This is a genomic window from Staphylococcus sp. HMSC13A10, assembly GCF_001808005.1.
GTDB lineage: Bacteria > Bacillota > Bacilli > Staphylococcales > Staphylococcaceae > Staphylococcus > Staphylococcus pasteuri.
This window is the reverse complement of sequence record NZ_KV791863.1, coordinates 47,184-62,536: the sequence shown is the minus strand read 5'-3', so window position 1 is coordinate 62,536 and position 15,353 is coordinate 47,184. Positions and strand designations below refer to the sequence as shown.

Here is a 15,353-nt window from a genome sequence, read left to right as displayed (position 1 = left end):
TTTCATTAATTTGAATCATTTCATCTAAACACAAACTATATTTATTTTGAAATCCGAATTAGTTTAATAATCTTTAACGCCCCATAATACTTTTTCACATTGTCTAATAATATATTTCAACACTTCAACTCTTGCAGTCTTCTTATGATCAGCAGGCACAATGAACCAAGGTGCGTAATTAGTATCAGTATGTTTAATCATGTCATGAGTTGCTTCTAAATATAAATCCCATTTATCACGATTACGCCAATCTTCATCCGTTATTTTCCATTGTTTATTTGGATCTTGCTCCCTATCCTTAAAACGCTTAAGTTGTTCATCTTTATCTAAACACAAGAAAAATTTTAAAAGAATCGCACCTTCATCTGTCCACATTTTTTCAAATTCATTAATTTCATGATAAGCTCGTTTCCATTCTTCTTTATCGGCAAACCCTTCTACTCTTTCTACTAACACCCTGCCGTACCAACTTCGATCGAATATTTCAATGTGACCTGTTTTAGGCATTTCTTTAGCAAAGCGCCATAAGTAATGATGAGCTAATTCAACATCGGTTGGTGCACTTATACCATTTACTTCATAACCTGTAGGATCTAACTTTTCTCGAATTCGCTTAATATTACCACCTTTACCAGCTGCATCCATTCCTTCGAAAGTTAAAATAAGTGGAATCTTTCTTTCATATAATGCAAATTGAATTTCTCTCATACGTTTTTGTAAAGGTTCAATCATCTCTTTATATTCTTTTTTAGAAATTTTCTCGAATTTAACATCAAACATATTAGTCGAAAAATCTTTGCTAAATGCACCGTCTTTATTAGCTTGCTGTCTATTTGATTTCTTAATCGCGTTTTCTAATCTTTCTATTATATGTTTGTACATTTTTTCAAATGCAACTTCACGTTGTGTATAATCAATGACTTCCCATTGGTTATCTTTATGTGTGAACTTTCTCATTTCTGCTAAATACGTTTCATTAGGGATGACCTGTTCATATTCTTGAACTTTCCATTTCATTAATGGATTGTCTTTAGTTTGTTGAATATGTTCTTGTCGTTTTTCTTCGCTCACTTCAATATAAAACTTAATTAGTTCATAATTGTCATTTTGCAGCATTGTTTCAAAACTTTTGATTTGATTAACTAGTTTCTCACTTTTTTTATAATATGCTTGTTTAATACCGTTTTCTTTATAATCTAAGAAATGAGAATACCAACTTCTAAAATATATGTTAATGTGTCCTTTTTGAGGTAATGTGTTCCAATATTTTTGTAAAAATTGATATCTTAAATCTTCATATTGTGGTAACTTAGTAGAGATGAATTGTGTGTATTTTGCATCAAAAGTCAGTAATAGTTCGTTAGATAAACGTGTCTTCCCTGACGCCGGCATACCTTCAAATAAAATCATAATTGGAATGCCTAATTCATGAGTTTGGCGAGTCAGACTTGCTGCTTTCAATTTTAATTCTTCTATTTTTTTATTCATAATACCCACCCTTTGGTTAAAAATGAAATTTTATAAAGTATAGCATAATAAAAAAACAGGTCCCTTACTTTTAAATAAAAGAAACCTGTTTTTTACTTATTATGCTAAAAATTTAAATATTTCATTACTATAAATTTTAAATACCTTTCTAAATAGAATATCTAAAATCCATGCTATAAAAAAGGGAACGATAAAGAAGGCAACAACGATAAGTAATAAACTCAACCAAGCAGAATGAACACCCATAAATTTAAATGCATTAATAGGTCCTACCATCCCTATAAATCCAAATCCTGCCGATTCTTTTGTGCCTGCTATTCCTACAATTCCTGATGCAATACCTGAAATGGCGGCTGTGATTAATATAGGTAACATAATAATCGGATAACGTACCATGTTGGGCATCATCATTTTCACACCGCCAAAGAAAATAGAGATTGGTACTCCTGCTCTATTGACTTGGCTTGTTCCAATTAATAATACCGCTTCTTTCTGTAGCTGCTATTCCAATTGATGCTGAACCAGCCGCTATACCTGAAATACCAATCGCAATTGCAATCGCCACTGTAGATAACGGAGATATAATAATGAAACTAAATACCATTGAAATTAACATACTCATTAAAACAGGTTGTAATTCAGTAAAGCTATTTACCATATTACCTATTCCCGTTGTAATCATATGTACATAAGGTAGGATCAATACACCAATTGTTGCGGCAATACCTCCGACAACTGTTGGATATACAATTAAAGCCATACTACCTACACGGTGTTCTATTAACAAAATCAACAATACCGCAATAGATGCAGTAATCATTGTATTAATTAAATCTCCTATTCCAGCAATCACCCATGTACCATTCTTAAATTGAGCAGCACCACTTCCAACATAAGAAGCACTTGCTACTACTGCCATAGCTAATGGTGTCAAATTAAATTTTAAAGCGATTAACGCTCCTACTAGTGCCGGTACTGTAAATTGGATTGCTTGAACAACACCTAGCAACGTTTTAAAAATAGGATGATATTGCATCAAATATTTAAATATTTCTCCCAATATCGCATTAGGTACTAAACCTGCTACAATACCTACTGCTACCCCAGATAACACTCTGAATATAAAATCTTTTGGTCTTATTTTACTCAATGTTGTCATTTCTAGCGCCTCCAATAATCTATTACAATAAAAAAAGACAAATAGCCTTAATTGAACTAACTATACACATGATGAAATCTAAGGTGTGTTGGTATTCGTTGATGCAATCATTTGTTGTGTAAAGTTGGGCCAATTAAGACTATAGCTAGTATTATACCATATTATTTAGAATTTTCAGATAATTATTTTAAATTTTCATCATTTTTTAACATCTTTATGCCATTATGATTGTTATGCTAAAGATACAAATAAAAGAGGAGATGTATACGATGACTGTTAAATGTCAACGCATCTATGATAAGCAAATTGCTAAAGGTAAGCGTGTGTTAGTTGATCGTGTTTGGCCAAGAGGTATTTCTAAAGAAGATGCACAATTAGACGAATGGTTAAAAAAAGTGGCCCCTACTACTGAATTAAGAAAATGGTTTAATCATGAACCTAAATTATATGCTGCGTTTTCAGAAAAGTATGCTAAAGAATTACGTGAAAATAGCGAACAACAAGAAGCTTTTGAATATCTTAAAGACTTTGTGTCATCAAGTAAGGAAGATGTTATTTTATTATATGCCGCAAAGGATACTCAATATAATCACGCTAATGTATTAATGAAACTTCTAAAAAATAACTAAATCAATAAAAAGCATTTAATGAGTTTACCTTTCATTAACTCATTAAATGCTTTTGTTTTAATTATTCATCTACAATTTCTGCTTTTCTAGATTCTTTCTTATATCTCAAATACATTAAACCTAATATTCCCATCCAAAATGGCGCAATAATAACTGCTATTCTTGTACTATTGTTAATTAATAAAATAATAAATATAAATGCAAAGAATGTAACAATACCATAAGCCATCCACTTACCGCCTGGTAATTTGTATTGACTTTGTTTATGTAACTCTGGATTTTGTTTTAAATAACCGATATAAGCAATCATAATAATAGACCAAATTACGATATTTAATACTGTAGAAACTGTTGTAATATATACAAATACTTTCGTTGCATCTTTAAAGATGGCATTAAGTACAACAGAAATACTTAACAATCCACATGTTACTAAAATCGCATAATAAGGCACACCATTTCTATTTGTTTTTCCTAATATAGGAGGTGCTTGTTTACGTTGAGATAATCCAAACATTGTTCTACTATTGGCAAACACGCCACTATTACAAGCTGAAGCTGCTGCAGTTAATACTACAAAGTTGATAAGTCCTGCCGCAAAAGGAATACCAACTAACCCAAATAATTTAACATACGGACTATCTGACGGACTAAGTTGATTCCAAGGTACCGCAGCCATAATAACTGCTAAAGAACCAATATAAAAAATCAAAATTCGATAAGGTACATTATTGATTGCTTGAGGAATTGTTTTATGAGGATTCTTAGTTTCACCTGCTGTGATTCCTATTAATTCAATACCTATAAATGAAAAGATTGCCATTTGAAATGACATGAAAAAGCCAGATGCACCATAAGGGAATATACCCCCATGACTCCAAATATTAGATACACTAGCTGTTCCGTATGGCGTCTTCATTGCAAAAATGACCATAACAATTCCTACTATTATTAATGCTAAAATTGTTAAAACTTTAATAATAGCAAACCAAAATTCCAATTCTCCAAATAATTTAGCGCTGAATAAATTTAAAGACATGAGAACTAGTAATGTAAATAACGCCGTTAACCAGTTCGGCATAGCCGGGTACCAGTAATCTACGTATTTAGCTACAGCTGTAATTTCAGCCATACCAGAAATAATCCATGTTAACCAATATGTCCAACCTACAATAAATCCTGCCAATGGACCTATATGTTTATGGGCGATATCCGCAAATGATTTAAAACCAAGATTAGATAATAACATTTCTCCCATTGCACGCATAAACATAAATAATACAAAACCTACTATAATATATGTAAGTAAAATTGAAGGACCAGCCAAATGAATAGATTCACCTGCTCCTAAAAATAAACCTGTTCCAATTGCACCACCAATAGCAATCAATTGAATATGTCTATTACTTAACTCACGTTGCAATTTATCCGCCATTATTGTCTCCCCATTCCGGTCATTGCTTAACTATAATTTTTTGTTTAATATAATCTTTCATTTCTACTATAAAGTTACACATACCCTCATTTTCAAATTACAATCAAATATTAAAAATGATTTAGCTTAATACTTTGACATCACGATAGTTTAGCAAGATAATTTAATAAAGATATACAACACATGTTAGGTAGGTAAAAAGATGAATACGACTAAAATAGATCCACGAGTTTTACGTACTAAAAGACTATTAGTTGAAGCATTTCAAACCGTATCCCGAGAAAAACAATTCTCACAATTAACCGTGAAAAATATTACTGACGAAGCAACAGTGAATAGAGCTACTTTCTATGCCCATTTCACTGATAAATATGATATTTTGGATTATTCACTATCTGTAACCATTCTTAAAGATTTAAACGATACATTGAAGGTTTCAGATTTTATAAATGAACAAGTGCTTTCACAATTATTTATGACTATCTGTGATTATATGGTAGATGTTCAAAATTTTTGCAAGTTAAATCAAGACGTATTTTGTAACCAAGCACATCAACGTATTAATGAAGAATTAGAAGATATATTCACGATTATGTTAGAAAATAGTTACCCTAATCATGAACGAGACATCCTCGTCAACAGTGCTAGTTTCTTATCGGCTGGTCTATGTGGCTTATGTAAACACTGGCTTAATACAAGTCAACAAACTGCTAAAGTATTTATAGAGAAAAATCTTCCATACCTTATTCACCATGTTGCGCATTTATAATTTTCTTATTCAAAGTTCACCTATATATCTATTCATAAAAATCGTTCTAAAACGTTAATTTATGAATAGATTTTTTATTTTTAGCAACACATTTTAAAATATGTTAGTTAAACGACAATCTTATAAACATGTTGTTTGCACTTTTTTAGATTAAGGTATATATTATATTTAAACAACAGATGTTGTATAGATAATATGTGTTGTTAAACTGAAAAGATTGGAGGGTATGATATGACAACAATAGAGGATCACGAGGGATTTAAGCGGACATTCAAAGATAAGCATTTAACTTTAGGATTATCTATTCCGTTCGATCAGCCAAAACAGAAACAAATTAATATCGATGAACAAGTTGAATTAGTTGAATTAGCTCAATTAGCTGAAGAGTTGGATTACTCAAGCCTATTTGTAAGGGACAATCCGTTATATAGCAAATATTTAGGTAACGTAACCGAGAATTACGACCCATTTGTATTTTTAACTTACTTAGCTGCCCATACTTCCAAAATATCTCTTGGCACAGCAAGTATTGTTGCTACATTACGTCATCCCCTCCATTTAGCTAAGGCAGCTACATCTCTCGATATTTTATCCCACGAAAGACTATTATTAGGTATGGCTACAGGTGATCGATCGTTTGAATTTCCAGCTTTTAAAGTGAATGAAGATGAACTAGCAGAACGATATCGTACATCTATTAAATCACTACGACAGTTATGGCAATCAAATGCGCCTGACATTTCAAATGCTATGTTTGAACTAATTGAAGATTCTGGTTTACAGGTTTTACCTAAACATAAAGCTATTCCAATGTTTGGTACTGGATACTCAAAACAATCTATAGAATGGCTTAAACAAAATATGGATGGTTGGATATTTTATGCTCAACATTTTCAAGATCAAAAGCAACTGGTAGAACAATGGCATAAAGATAATGAAATTTTTAAACCTTTCATAAATATATTGTTCGTCGATTTATCTAGTAATCCTAATGAGACAGTCAAACCTATTAAAGGCGGCTATCGAACAGGTAGAAAAATGTTAATTGAAATTTTAAAAGCATACGAAACAATAGGTACAAACCATATAATATTACGATTTATCAATAAAGACAGACAACTAAAAGATATCATCAATGAAGTTGGAACGTATATAGTACCCTACTTTCCAACTCACCAAATTTAGGAGGAATTAATAATGGAAATTTTAAACAGAATAAATGAATTAGCAAATAAAGAAAAAGTACAAACATTGAGTGTAGAAGAAAAACAAGAACAACAAGCGCTTAGACAAGATTATTTAAAAATGATCAGAGGACAAGTGTTAAATACATTTTCAACTATGAAAGTCGTTGATCCACTTGGTCAAGATGTAACACCAGACAAAGTTTATGATTTGCGAAAAGAATATGGCAACATTCAAGAAAATGAATAACTAAATTTAAAAAGGCACTCAGTCTCCAAATGGAAACTAAGTGCCTTTGTTATTTAACAAACTAAAAAATTGAATTTATGGCCATCTGGATCAGCAAACATTGCACCATAATAACCTTGCTTAACACAAGGTTTTTCTAAAATAGTACCTCCTGCTGATTCGACGCTTTCGATAAGTTGGTATACTTCTTCATTCGTATTAACACCTAACGAAATAATTGTTTCATTCGCATTAGAAGTTACCGTATCTTTAGTAACCGCTTCAAAGTGATTATTTTCAATTAAAATAACAATCGTATTGCCTATTTTAATCCCTACCATTTTATCTAACATCTCTGGGTTATGATTAATTTCAAAACCTAAAGCTCGGTAAAATGCTTCACTTCTATTCAAATCTTTCACATGCAAATTAAACCACATTGATTTAATCATAAATTCGGCTCCTTTAATTGGTTAATTTAAATCGCAACAATATTTCTACTTAAAATTGTACATGTTCAATCCACTGTGCTAGAGATAGTTTATCAGGGTTAATTTGATTCATTAATTCAAAATCAACCACATATCCTTTATCTTCTAACCAACTTCTTTCAGCTGTACCACTCACAAATTCACCTTTAATTTCTGTAGGTAGACCAGTGACAGTTGCAAATGTTTTAACCACTTCATTTAAAGTTAATTCATCTGACGCAATTTCGATGGCTTGATGATTATATTGTTCTGTTTTTTTAAATAAATTAGCAGCAACTTTCGCAATATCAATTGAAGAAATCATTGCGAATTTAACTTCAGGATTGATAAACTCAGGTATTGTTATTTGTTGGTCTTCTTTCTTAGCAATTCTAAGGAAGTTATCCATAAAGAATGATGGTTTAATAATTGAGAAGTTTAATGATGATGCTTTCAGTTCATTTTCTATTTCAGCTAACGCTTCAAAATGGGGTCCTGTTCTATCTCTATTTACACCGCCTGCTGTACTATACACAACATACTCAATATGTTGTTTTTCAGCTAATTTAATAATCATTTTTCCTTGTCTTAATTCTTCCTCAATATCATCTTTAATGATTGGTTGAACACTATATAATCCATATTGTCCTTCCATTGCTTCTTCTAAGCTTTGTTGATTACTCAAATCACCTTCAAAAATTTCAAGTTGATCACTTTCAATAGAAGTTAATTTATCATTATGTTTATTACGAGTTAAAGCACGTACATGCCAACCATCAGTTAATAATTGTCTTACAACTGCATTACCTTGTTTACCTGTAGCTCCAATAACTAGAATACTTTTCATTTATTTTCTCTCCTTTATTACTGTTGTAAAAACCAATAATCTTCCTTCTCACCTTTTAAATAAGTGTATTCTTTAGGTGATTTACCCATATGCCATATATTTTCATTCATTAAATCTCTTATATCCCATACTAAATGAATAAATTGATGTAAATGATTTCCAAACAATTTGTTTGGTGCTTTCATCTGTAATACATGAGATACCTCATTAATTGAAATATTCATTTCATCTGCTATATTTTTCAAACTCAAAGTCGTTTCATCAAAATGCTCTTGTAATTCTTTAGCTGTAATTTGTCTTTGTTCTTTATTTAATGACATCTACATCACTCTTCCCTTTTATTAAAACATCTACATCTCTTTTATTTGTCTTTTTATATGATAGGCTTTATAATAAACGGATAGTTGTCCGTTTGTCAACAAACTTATTTTAAGAAGGTGATGTATTTGCGTAAAGACGCCCTAGAAAATCGACAGCGTATTGAGAAAAAAGCAATTGAACTCTTTAACCAACATGGCGTTCAAGAAGTAAGTATGAATCGTATCGCAAAAGACTTAAATATTGGAATGGGAACATTGTATCGTCATTTCAAAGATAAAAGTGCATTATGTGCAACTATCATTGCACATGACTTTACTGACATTATCAACGAAATGTATGAAGTTAAAAACAAGAACAGTGATAAACAACTGATTTTTAGTGATTCACTAGACATCTTTTTAACATTTAAATCTAATAATAGTGAGTTATTACATTGTATTGAAGACACAACAGATAAAAATGACTTTTACAATAGCGACATTTATTTACAATTATTTAAGTTTTATTATGAAGTTCTTGGCAATAATACAAGTACACCATGGACAACATTTAAAGTAGATATGTTACTTAAATCTTTATCTACCAATTCTTTTGAATTACAAAAAGAAAAGCGCGGTCTTTCAAACGAATCAATTAGAGACTATTTAATCAAACTATATATTACAGACGAGGTGGCAACAAATGGCTAAAATTACATTAATTACAGGTGGAAATAAAGGACTAGGCTTTGAAACAGCTAAATCACTTATCGACCAAGGTCATAAAGTATATATCGGTTCACGTGATGAATCCCGTGGACAAGAAGCAGCACAACAAATTGGCGCTCAACTTGTTCAATTAGATGTCACTGATGATACATCAGTTAAAAAAGCATTCGATTATATCAAAGAACAGGAAGGCCGTTTAGATGTATTAGTAAATAATGCAGGTATCTCTGGTCAATTTGCTAAACCTGCTGATATTACAGTTGAAGATATGAACAAAGTTTATCAAACAAATGTCTTCGGTATTGTCAGAATGATGAATACATTTGTACCATTATTAGAACAATCTGAACAACCAGTTGTCGTTAATGTCACAAGTGGTCTTGGTTCATTTGGTATGGTCACTAATCCAAATACTCAAGAATATCATGCTAATTCATTAGCATATTGTTCATCTAAATCTGCAGTAACTATGTTAACTGTTCAATATGCTAAAGGTTTACCAAATATGCAAATCAATGCTGCAGATCCTGGTTCTACTAATACTGACTTAGTTGGCGATTTTAGTAACAATGCTAAACCAGCAACAGAAGGTATTAAACCAATTGTAGAGTTAGCAACAATTGATGCGGATGGACCAACTGGCACATTTATTAATGCTGATGGCAAAATGCCTTGGTAAACTTTTGAAAGTTAGAACTAAAAACTTTATAACAAATGATGTAAATAACATACATTCTATTGGAGGATTTTATAATGAAAAGTATTACTTTTGAAGAACACTATGTCATCGATGAGATTCAAAAAGAAACAATGAAAGCAGCATCTGCTGATCCTAATGGCGTACCAATGAAAACAATGCTTGAAGGTTTAGAACAAAAGTCTGGTTTCACTGATGCTGATGAAATTAAATACCATGATAAACGTATCAAATTTATGGATGAACAAAATGTTCAAATGCAAGTTTTATCATATGGTAACGGCGCACCTTCTAACTTAGAAGGACAACAAGCAATTGACCTTTGTAAAAAAGCTAATGACACTTTAGCTGAATATGTTAAAGAATATCCAGACCGTTTTGTCGGTTTTGCTACATTACCTATTAACGAACCTGAAGCAGCTGTTGAAGAATTTAAACGTTGTATCAATGAATTAGGTTTCAAAGGTGCGCTTATTATGGGACGCCCTAAAGACGGCTTCTTAGATCAAGACAAATATGATGGCATTTTTGCAACAGCTGAAGCTTTAAATGTACCAATTTACTTACATCCAGCTCCTGTTAATAGCGATGTATATCAAGCATATTATAAAGGTAATTATCCAGAAGTAACTGCTGCAACATTTGCTTGTTTCGGTTATGGTTGGCATGTTGATGTAGGTATCCATGCTATTCATCTTGTACTATCTGGTGTTTTCGATCGTTATCCTAACTTAAATATGATTATTGGACACTGGGGAGAATTCGTTCCATTCTTCTTAGAACGTATGGATGACACATTATTTGCAGATCATTTACAACAACCAGTTAGTCATTATTTCAAAAATAATTTCTATGTAACACCAAGTGGTATGTTAACTAAACCTCAATTTGATTTAGTTAAAAAAGAAATGGGCATCGACCGTATCCTTTATGCTGCTGACTACCCATATATCGAACCTGAACGTTTAGGCGTATTTTTAGATGAATTAGGTTTAACTGACGAAGAAAAAGAGAAAGTAAGTTATACAAATGGTGCTAAATTATTAGGATTAGAATAATATTCCAATAATCATTGTTAATAATAAATGGAAGTATTTTATATGAATACTATAGAACTAAAAGGTGCTAAATTACGCTATCATCAAATCGGACAAGGACCTGTATTAATTTACATTCCAGGAGCTAATGGTACTGGTGATATCTTTATGCCACTTGCTCAACAACTTAAAGATCATTTTACAGTTGTAGCAGTCGATCGTCGTGACTATGGTGAAAGTGAATTAACAGAGCCACTACCTGAATCAGCTGCTAACCCAGATGATGATTATCGTGTAAAACGTGATGCTAAAGATATTGCAGAACTTGCACAATCATTAAGTGATGAGCCAGTATATGTATTAGGTTCAAGCTCTGGTTCAATCGTTGCTATGCACGTATTAAAAGATTATCCAGAAATCGTTAAACAAATTGCTTTCCATGAACCACCTATCAACACATTCTTACCTGATAGTAAATATTGGAAAGACAAAAATGATGATATCGTAAACAAAGTATTAACTGAAGGTTTAGAAGTTGGTATGAAAGACTTTGCTGAATCATTAAAAATTGCACCTATTGATGCTAAAATGATGACTGCTCAACCTGAATCAGAAGAAGCTAAAAAAGAGCAATATCAACGTTCAATGTTCTGGGTAGAATATGAAATCCGTCCATATACACATTCTGATATTACTTTAGACGATTTCAAAAAACATGAAGATAAAATTACTTTATTAAATGGTACTGACTCTAAAGGTTCATTCCCACAAGATGTGAACTTCTATATCAATGAACAAATTGGTTTACCAATTGTTGATATTCCAGGCGGTCACTTAGGTTACGTTCAAAAACCTGAAGGCTTTGCAGAAGTATTATTAAAAATGTGGAATAACTAAAATTATTCTTAAACTAAAGACAATATCTAGTTATAAAATGTTATGTATTTATACGTAGCGTCGAATATATAGAGAAACACGCGTTGAGATTTACCTTCTCAACGCGTGTTTTTTCTTTATCCTAATATTGTTTCCATGGAGCTATTAACACTACCTTCATACATACCGCCAAATTTTAATAAATGAATCATAAGTAAATATAATCTATAAAACTCTAAACGCTCATATGCGCCTTTAGCTAATGGGTAATGCTTTTCATATTCATCATAAAATTCTTGTGTAAACCCACCAAATACTGTCGTAATACCTAAATCAAATTCACGATCGCCATAAAATGGTGCTGGGTCAAATAAAGCTGGTTGACCATCCGTTAAGAACATATAATTGCCACCCCATAAATCACCGTGCAATAATGATGGCTTGCTTTGGTGATTGTCTAAGGCGTTGACCATTACTTCTCTGACCTGTTCATATACTTTATTATCTTCTTTATTCCATAATCCTTTGCGCAATAATTCATCTCTAATGTGATCCATACGTTGTTCTATAAATAATTCTTTCCATGAATTTGTCCATGTATTTTCAAATGAAATATCGCTACCTTCATGAGGTAATCGAAAACCAAATTGACCGTCTTCTTGTTGTTGGCTATGCATTTTAGCAACTAATTGACCTAATTCTCTTTGGCTTCCACTAGTACCTTCTTCTAAATAGCTTAATAATAAATAAGCATCGTCATTAATTTCCCCACTTGCGATAACTTTTGGTGCAGTAATGCCAGCATTTTCAAATTCATTAAGACCTGCAATCTCCGCAGCATAAAAAGATTCATTTCTATTTCGTTGAACTAATAAGAAAAATGTGTCGTCTTGCTGTGTAGTAACTTTAAATGCTTCGTTAACATCCCCACCACTTACAGGCGTAATATCTTTAATATAATCTAGAGGTAATTGTTCTTTCCAATCTATTGCCATTATCTCACCTTCCATTTATCTGTAATACTTCTTATATTTCCTAAATATATCACTTTTAATCTTTAAGTATGTCACCTATGTGAATGAATCATTATTTAGAAGTTCGACTATTTTTTAAATTTTTATAATTTAACTAGGAAATTTAATATGAAAGTGCTAGTCTATTAAAAGGAAAAGTTTCAAATATATTAAATTGAGGATAGTAAGCCTCAAATATAATGAACTAGGAGCGTTAATATGTATAAACTAATCAAACCATTATTATTCAAAATCGAACCTGAAAAAGCACACGGATTAACAATTGATGCACTAAAAATCACACAAAAACAGTCATATGTATTACCTATTATGAAAAAATTATTCGACTATCAAAACCCAATTCTTTCACAAAATATCCATGGTATCACATTTGAAAATCCTATTGGACTTGCCGCTGGTTATGATAAATCTTGTGAAGTACCTAAAGCTTTAGAAAACCTTGGATTTGGTGCATTAGAATTAGGTGGTATCACGCCAAAACCACAACCTGGTAATCCTCAACCTCGTATGTATAGATTATTAGAAGACGATGCTTTAATTAACCGTATGGGCTTTAATAATATTGGAATGAATAAAGCACTTAATAACTTACGACGTCATGCTTATCATACGCCAATCGGTCTTAACGTTGGTGTAAATAAAATGACTTCCTATGATAACCGTTACCAAGATTACATTAAAGTTATAGATACATTTAAAAATGACGTGGATTTCTTCACTGTGAATATTAGTTCTCCAAATACTGAGAACTTACAAAATTTTCATGACAAAGATGAATTTTCAATGTTATGTAGTGCTTTAGAAACATTCAAAGCACAAAATGAAATTAATGTACCTATATTCTTAAAACTTACTTCCGACATGGATGAAAATGGATTAAAATCACTCTTACCAACTATTAAAGAACATTTTGACGGTGTTATTCTTGCGAATACGACACGTCAACGTGATGGTTTAACATCAGCCAATCGTGTTGAAGATGGTGGGTTAAGTGGTCGTCCATTATTTGAACGTAATTTAAAATTAGTTAAATTAGCATACCAAGAAACTAATGGAGAATTACTAATTATTGGTACTGGTGGCATCTTTAGTTCTGAAGACGCAATTAAAATGATACGTAATGGAGCTTCATTACTACAAATTTATTCATCTCTTGTAATAGAAGGTCCAGGTCTAACTAAGAAAATAAATAAAGAAATCGCTCAGTATTTAAAACAAAATGATTATCAAAATATTAGTGATATTATTGGATTAGATGCAAAGTAGCGTACTAATAATTCAGTTAATAGTATAATATCTTTACTTTGTATAGGTCTTTTATATAGGATATAAATTAAAGTAATCATAGATAGTTATAAATTAAAACTTACTCAATGTTATGTGTCATGAATATGGGAGGCATTCTTAAAGTGCGAGAAGAAACAAGAGAAAAAGATATGAATCATTCAACGCAACAAGATAATATCGATAACAATAGCAAGGCTGAAAGTAACGAAGAAGATGAACGTAAAGGGCTACATGGTTATCGCAAAACAGATCTTGATTTAGAAATTGAACGCGAATTACAAGAAATGATGGAAAATGATGACAAAGAAGTAAAGAAAGAAAATAAACGCTTTAAACTATTCTCTTTCCTTGCTATGTTAGTTATCGCCATTATGGCAATTATACGTTTCATTCATAAAATGATTTAACTTTATTAGAATACCCAGAGTTAAGGCTCTCGCCTTTTAACTCTGGGTATTTTTAAAATTGTTGTAAAAATGCACTTGCATCTTTATTGATTTGTTTAAAGTCAATACCTTGTTTCATTGCTGCAAAGACACATCCACAATAACATTGTCTAAATATATTATAGTCATTACACATTTCTATAGAACGTTCATAGCCTTTGTTTTTCTTGAAATCACTAAGTAGATATTTAACGTTATATACATTTTGCACATCCATCCCTAATTGATTAATTAATTGTGCATTCTTTTTAGGAGATAATGTAATCGCACTACCAAAATAATCATAACCATATTTAATAGCTGCTTCTGCTACTAATTCAAGTCTCATTTCAAAACAAGCAGTACATCTTAGACCACCTTCAGGCTCCTCAGTTAACCCTTTAGCCTTAGCCATTTTCATAAATTCATGTGGTTTATATTCAGCTTCAATATACTTCACATTTGAACCTGTCTTTTCATTGAAATCTTGAACAAACATTTCTTGTACTTTGGCACGTCTTAAGTATTCATTCTTAGGGTGAATATTAGGATTGGCAAAATAAATAGCGATATCAGCATATTGTGTTAAAAATTCTAAAGTATATGTGCTACATGGCGCACAACAGCTATGTAATAAAATTTTAGGACGCTCGTTTTCCCTTTCCCATTGTTGAATCATTTTCCTTAACACTTTGTCATAGTTTACCTTTTGATTTTTCATTTTTTCAAAATGTCGCCCGCTTCAATCAAAAGAAAACA

The 15,353-nt window shown here is 31.5% G+C and carries 17 protein-coding genes and 1 pseudogene; 10 read left to right on the top strand and 8 right to left on the bottom strand.

Translation table 11 applies throughout. The features are described 5' to 3' along the window. Window positions 1-63: 63 nt before the first annotated feature. Window positions 64-1,488, bottom strand: a complete 1,425-nt coding sequence (locus tag HMPREF3125_RS08365) for a phosphate--AMP phosphotransferase (RefSeq protein WP_070453108.1) — start codon at window positions 1,486-1,488, stop codon at window positions 64-66. Between the two features lie 99 nt (window positions 1,489-1,587). Further along, window positions 1,588-2,647: pseudogene (locus tag HMPREF3125_RS08360) on the bottom strand (PTS transporter subunit IIC). A 269-nt stretch (window positions 2,648-2,916) separates the two neighbouring features. Here HMPREF3125_RS08360 and HMPREF3125_RS08355 point away from each other — a divergent pair. After that, window positions 2,917-3,276: a DUF488 domain-containing protein gene (locus tag HMPREF3125_RS08355; protein ID WP_029055975.1), complete on the top strand. Its 360-nt coding sequence runs from the start codon at window positions 2,917-2,919 to the stop codon at window positions 3,274-3,276. Window positions 3,277-3,337: 61 nt separating this feature from the next. Here the strand turns inward: HMPREF3125_RS08355 and HMPREF3125_RS08350 are convergent, their stop codons facing one another. Continuing rightward, the gene (locus HMPREF3125_RS08350; RefSeq protein ID WP_070453106.1) at window positions 3,338-4,711 is read right to left on the bottom strand and encodes an amino acid permease; all 1,374 of its coding nucleotides are present in this window, start codon (window positions 4,709-4,711) and stop codon (window positions 3,338-3,340) included. A 202-nt stretch (window positions 4,712-4,913) separates the two neighbouring features. Between HMPREF3125_RS08350 and HMPREF3125_RS08345 the strand changes: the two genes are divergently transcribed. The 3 genes from HMPREF3125_RS08345 (at window position 4,914) to HMPREF3125_RS08335 (ending at window position 6,914) form a co-directional block, all read left to right on the top strand. Continuing rightward, window positions 4,914-5,480, top strand: a complete 567-nt coding sequence (locus tag HMPREF3125_RS08345) for a TetR/AcrR family transcriptional regulator (protein WP_070453104.1) — start codon at window positions 4,914-4,916, stop codon at window positions 5,478-5,480. Window positions 5,481-5,711: 231 nt separating this feature from the next. Continuing rightward, window positions 5,712-6,665 carry an LLM class oxidoreductase gene (locus HMPREF3125_RS08340; protein WP_070453101.1) on the top strand — a complete coding sequence of 318 codons (954 nt, stop codon included), beginning with the start codon at window positions 5,712-5,714 and terminating at the stop codon, window positions 6,663-6,665. 12 nt (window positions 6,666-6,677) lie between these two features. After that, window positions 6,678-6,914 carry a DUF896 domain-containing protein gene (locus HMPREF3125_RS08335; RefSeq protein ID WP_017636600.1) on the top strand — a complete coding sequence of 79 codons (237 nt, stop codon included), beginning with the start codon at window positions 6,678-6,680 and terminating at the stop codon, window positions 6,912-6,914. Between the two features lie 53 nt (window positions 6,915-6,967). On the opposite strand, the gene HMPREF3125_RS08330 is transcribed toward HMPREF3125_RS08335, so the two are convergent. From HMPREF3125_RS08330 to HMPREF3125_RS08320, 3 genes are read right to left on the bottom strand one after another with little or no spacing between them, the layout of a single operon-like run. Continuing rightward, entirely contained in the window at window positions 6,968-7,345 is a 378-nt protein-coding gene (locus HMPREF3125_RS08330; RefSeq protein WP_070453098.1) for a VOC family protein, read from the bottom strand. Between the two features lie 49 nt (window positions 7,346-7,394). Further along, window positions 7,395-8,210: an NmrA/HSCARG family protein gene (locus HMPREF3125_RS08325; RefSeq protein WP_017636602.1), complete on the bottom strand. Its 816-nt coding sequence runs from the start codon at window positions 8,208-8,210 to the stop codon at window positions 7,395-7,397. A gap of 17 nt (window positions 8,211-8,227) precedes the next feature. Beyond that, window positions 8,228-8,530, bottom strand: a complete 303-nt coding sequence (locus HMPREF3125_RS08320; RefSeq protein ID WP_029055970.1) for a DUF2316 family protein — start codon at window positions 8,528-8,530, stop codon at window positions 8,228-8,230. A 126-nt stretch (window positions 8,531-8,656) separates the two neighbouring features. Between HMPREF3125_RS08320 and HMPREF3125_RS08315 the strand changes: the two genes are divergently transcribed. The 4 genes from HMPREF3125_RS08315 (at window position 8,657) to HMPREF3125_RS08300 (ending at window position 11,869) form a co-directional block, all read left to right on the top strand. Beyond that, window positions 8,657-9,220, top strand: a complete 564-nt coding sequence (locus HMPREF3125_RS08315; protein ID WP_017636604.1) for a TetR/AcrR family transcriptional regulator — start codon at window positions 8,657-8,659, stop codon at window positions 9,218-9,220. Further along, a complete protein-coding gene (locus HMPREF3125_RS08310; RefSeq protein ID WP_070453096.1) occupies window positions 9,213-9,917 on the top strand; it encodes an SDR family NAD(P)-dependent oxidoreductase in 705 nt (234 codons plus the stop codon). Before HMPREF3125_RS08315 ends, HMPREF3125_RS08310 begins: the two co-directional genes overlap by 8 nt. 74 nt (window positions 9,918-9,991) lie before the next feature. After that, on the top strand, window positions 9,992-10,993 hold the full coding sequence (locus tag HMPREF3125_RS08305; RefSeq protein ID WP_029055967.1) for an amidohydrolase family protein: 1,002 nt from the start codon (window positions 9,992-9,994) through the stop codon (window positions 10,991-10,993). Window positions 10,994-11,035: 42 nt separating this feature from the next. Then, window positions 11,036-11,869 (top strand): alpha/beta hydrolase, encoded by an 834-nt coding sequence (locus tag HMPREF3125_RS08300; protein ID WP_070453091.1) that lies wholly within the window; start codon window positions 11,036-11,038, stop codon window positions 11,867-11,869. A 116-nt stretch (window positions 11,870-11,985) separates the two neighbouring features. Here HMPREF3125_RS08300 and HMPREF3125_RS08295 read toward each other — a convergent pair whose 3' ends face one another. Further along, entirely contained in the window at window positions 11,986-12,843 is an 858-nt protein-coding gene (locus tag HMPREF3125_RS08295; protein ID WP_070453090.1) for a fructosamine kinase family protein, read from the bottom strand. A gap of 237 nt (window positions 12,844-13,080) precedes the next feature. On the opposite strand from HMPREF3125_RS08295, the gene HMPREF3125_RS08290 reads away from it, so the two are divergent. Both HMPREF3125_RS08290 and HMPREF3125_RS08285 read left to right on the top strand, forming a co-directional pair. Beyond that, window positions 13,081-14,148 carry a quinone-dependent dihydroorotate dehydrogenase gene (locus tag HMPREF3125_RS08290; protein ID WP_070453089.1) on the top strand — a complete coding sequence of 356 codons (1,068 nt, stop codon included), beginning with the start codon at window positions 13,081-13,083 and terminating at the stop codon, window positions 14,146-14,148. Window positions 14,149-14,267: 119 nt separating this feature from the next. Further along, complete coding sequence (locus HMPREF3125_RS08285) at window positions 14,268-14,576, top strand: hypothetical protein (RefSeq protein ID WP_371106449.1); 309 nt, start codon at window positions 14,268-14,270, stop codon at window positions 14,574-14,576. 52 nt (window positions 14,577-14,628) lie between these two features. On the opposite strand, the gene HMPREF3125_RS08280 is transcribed toward HMPREF3125_RS08285, so the two are convergent. Next, window positions 14,629-15,315, bottom strand: coding sequence for an epoxyqueuosine reductase QueH (locus HMPREF3125_RS08280; RefSeq protein WP_070453084.1), 687 nt, complete (start codon window positions 15,313-15,315; stop codon window positions 14,629-14,631). Window positions 15,316-15,353: the final 38 nt, after the last annotated feature.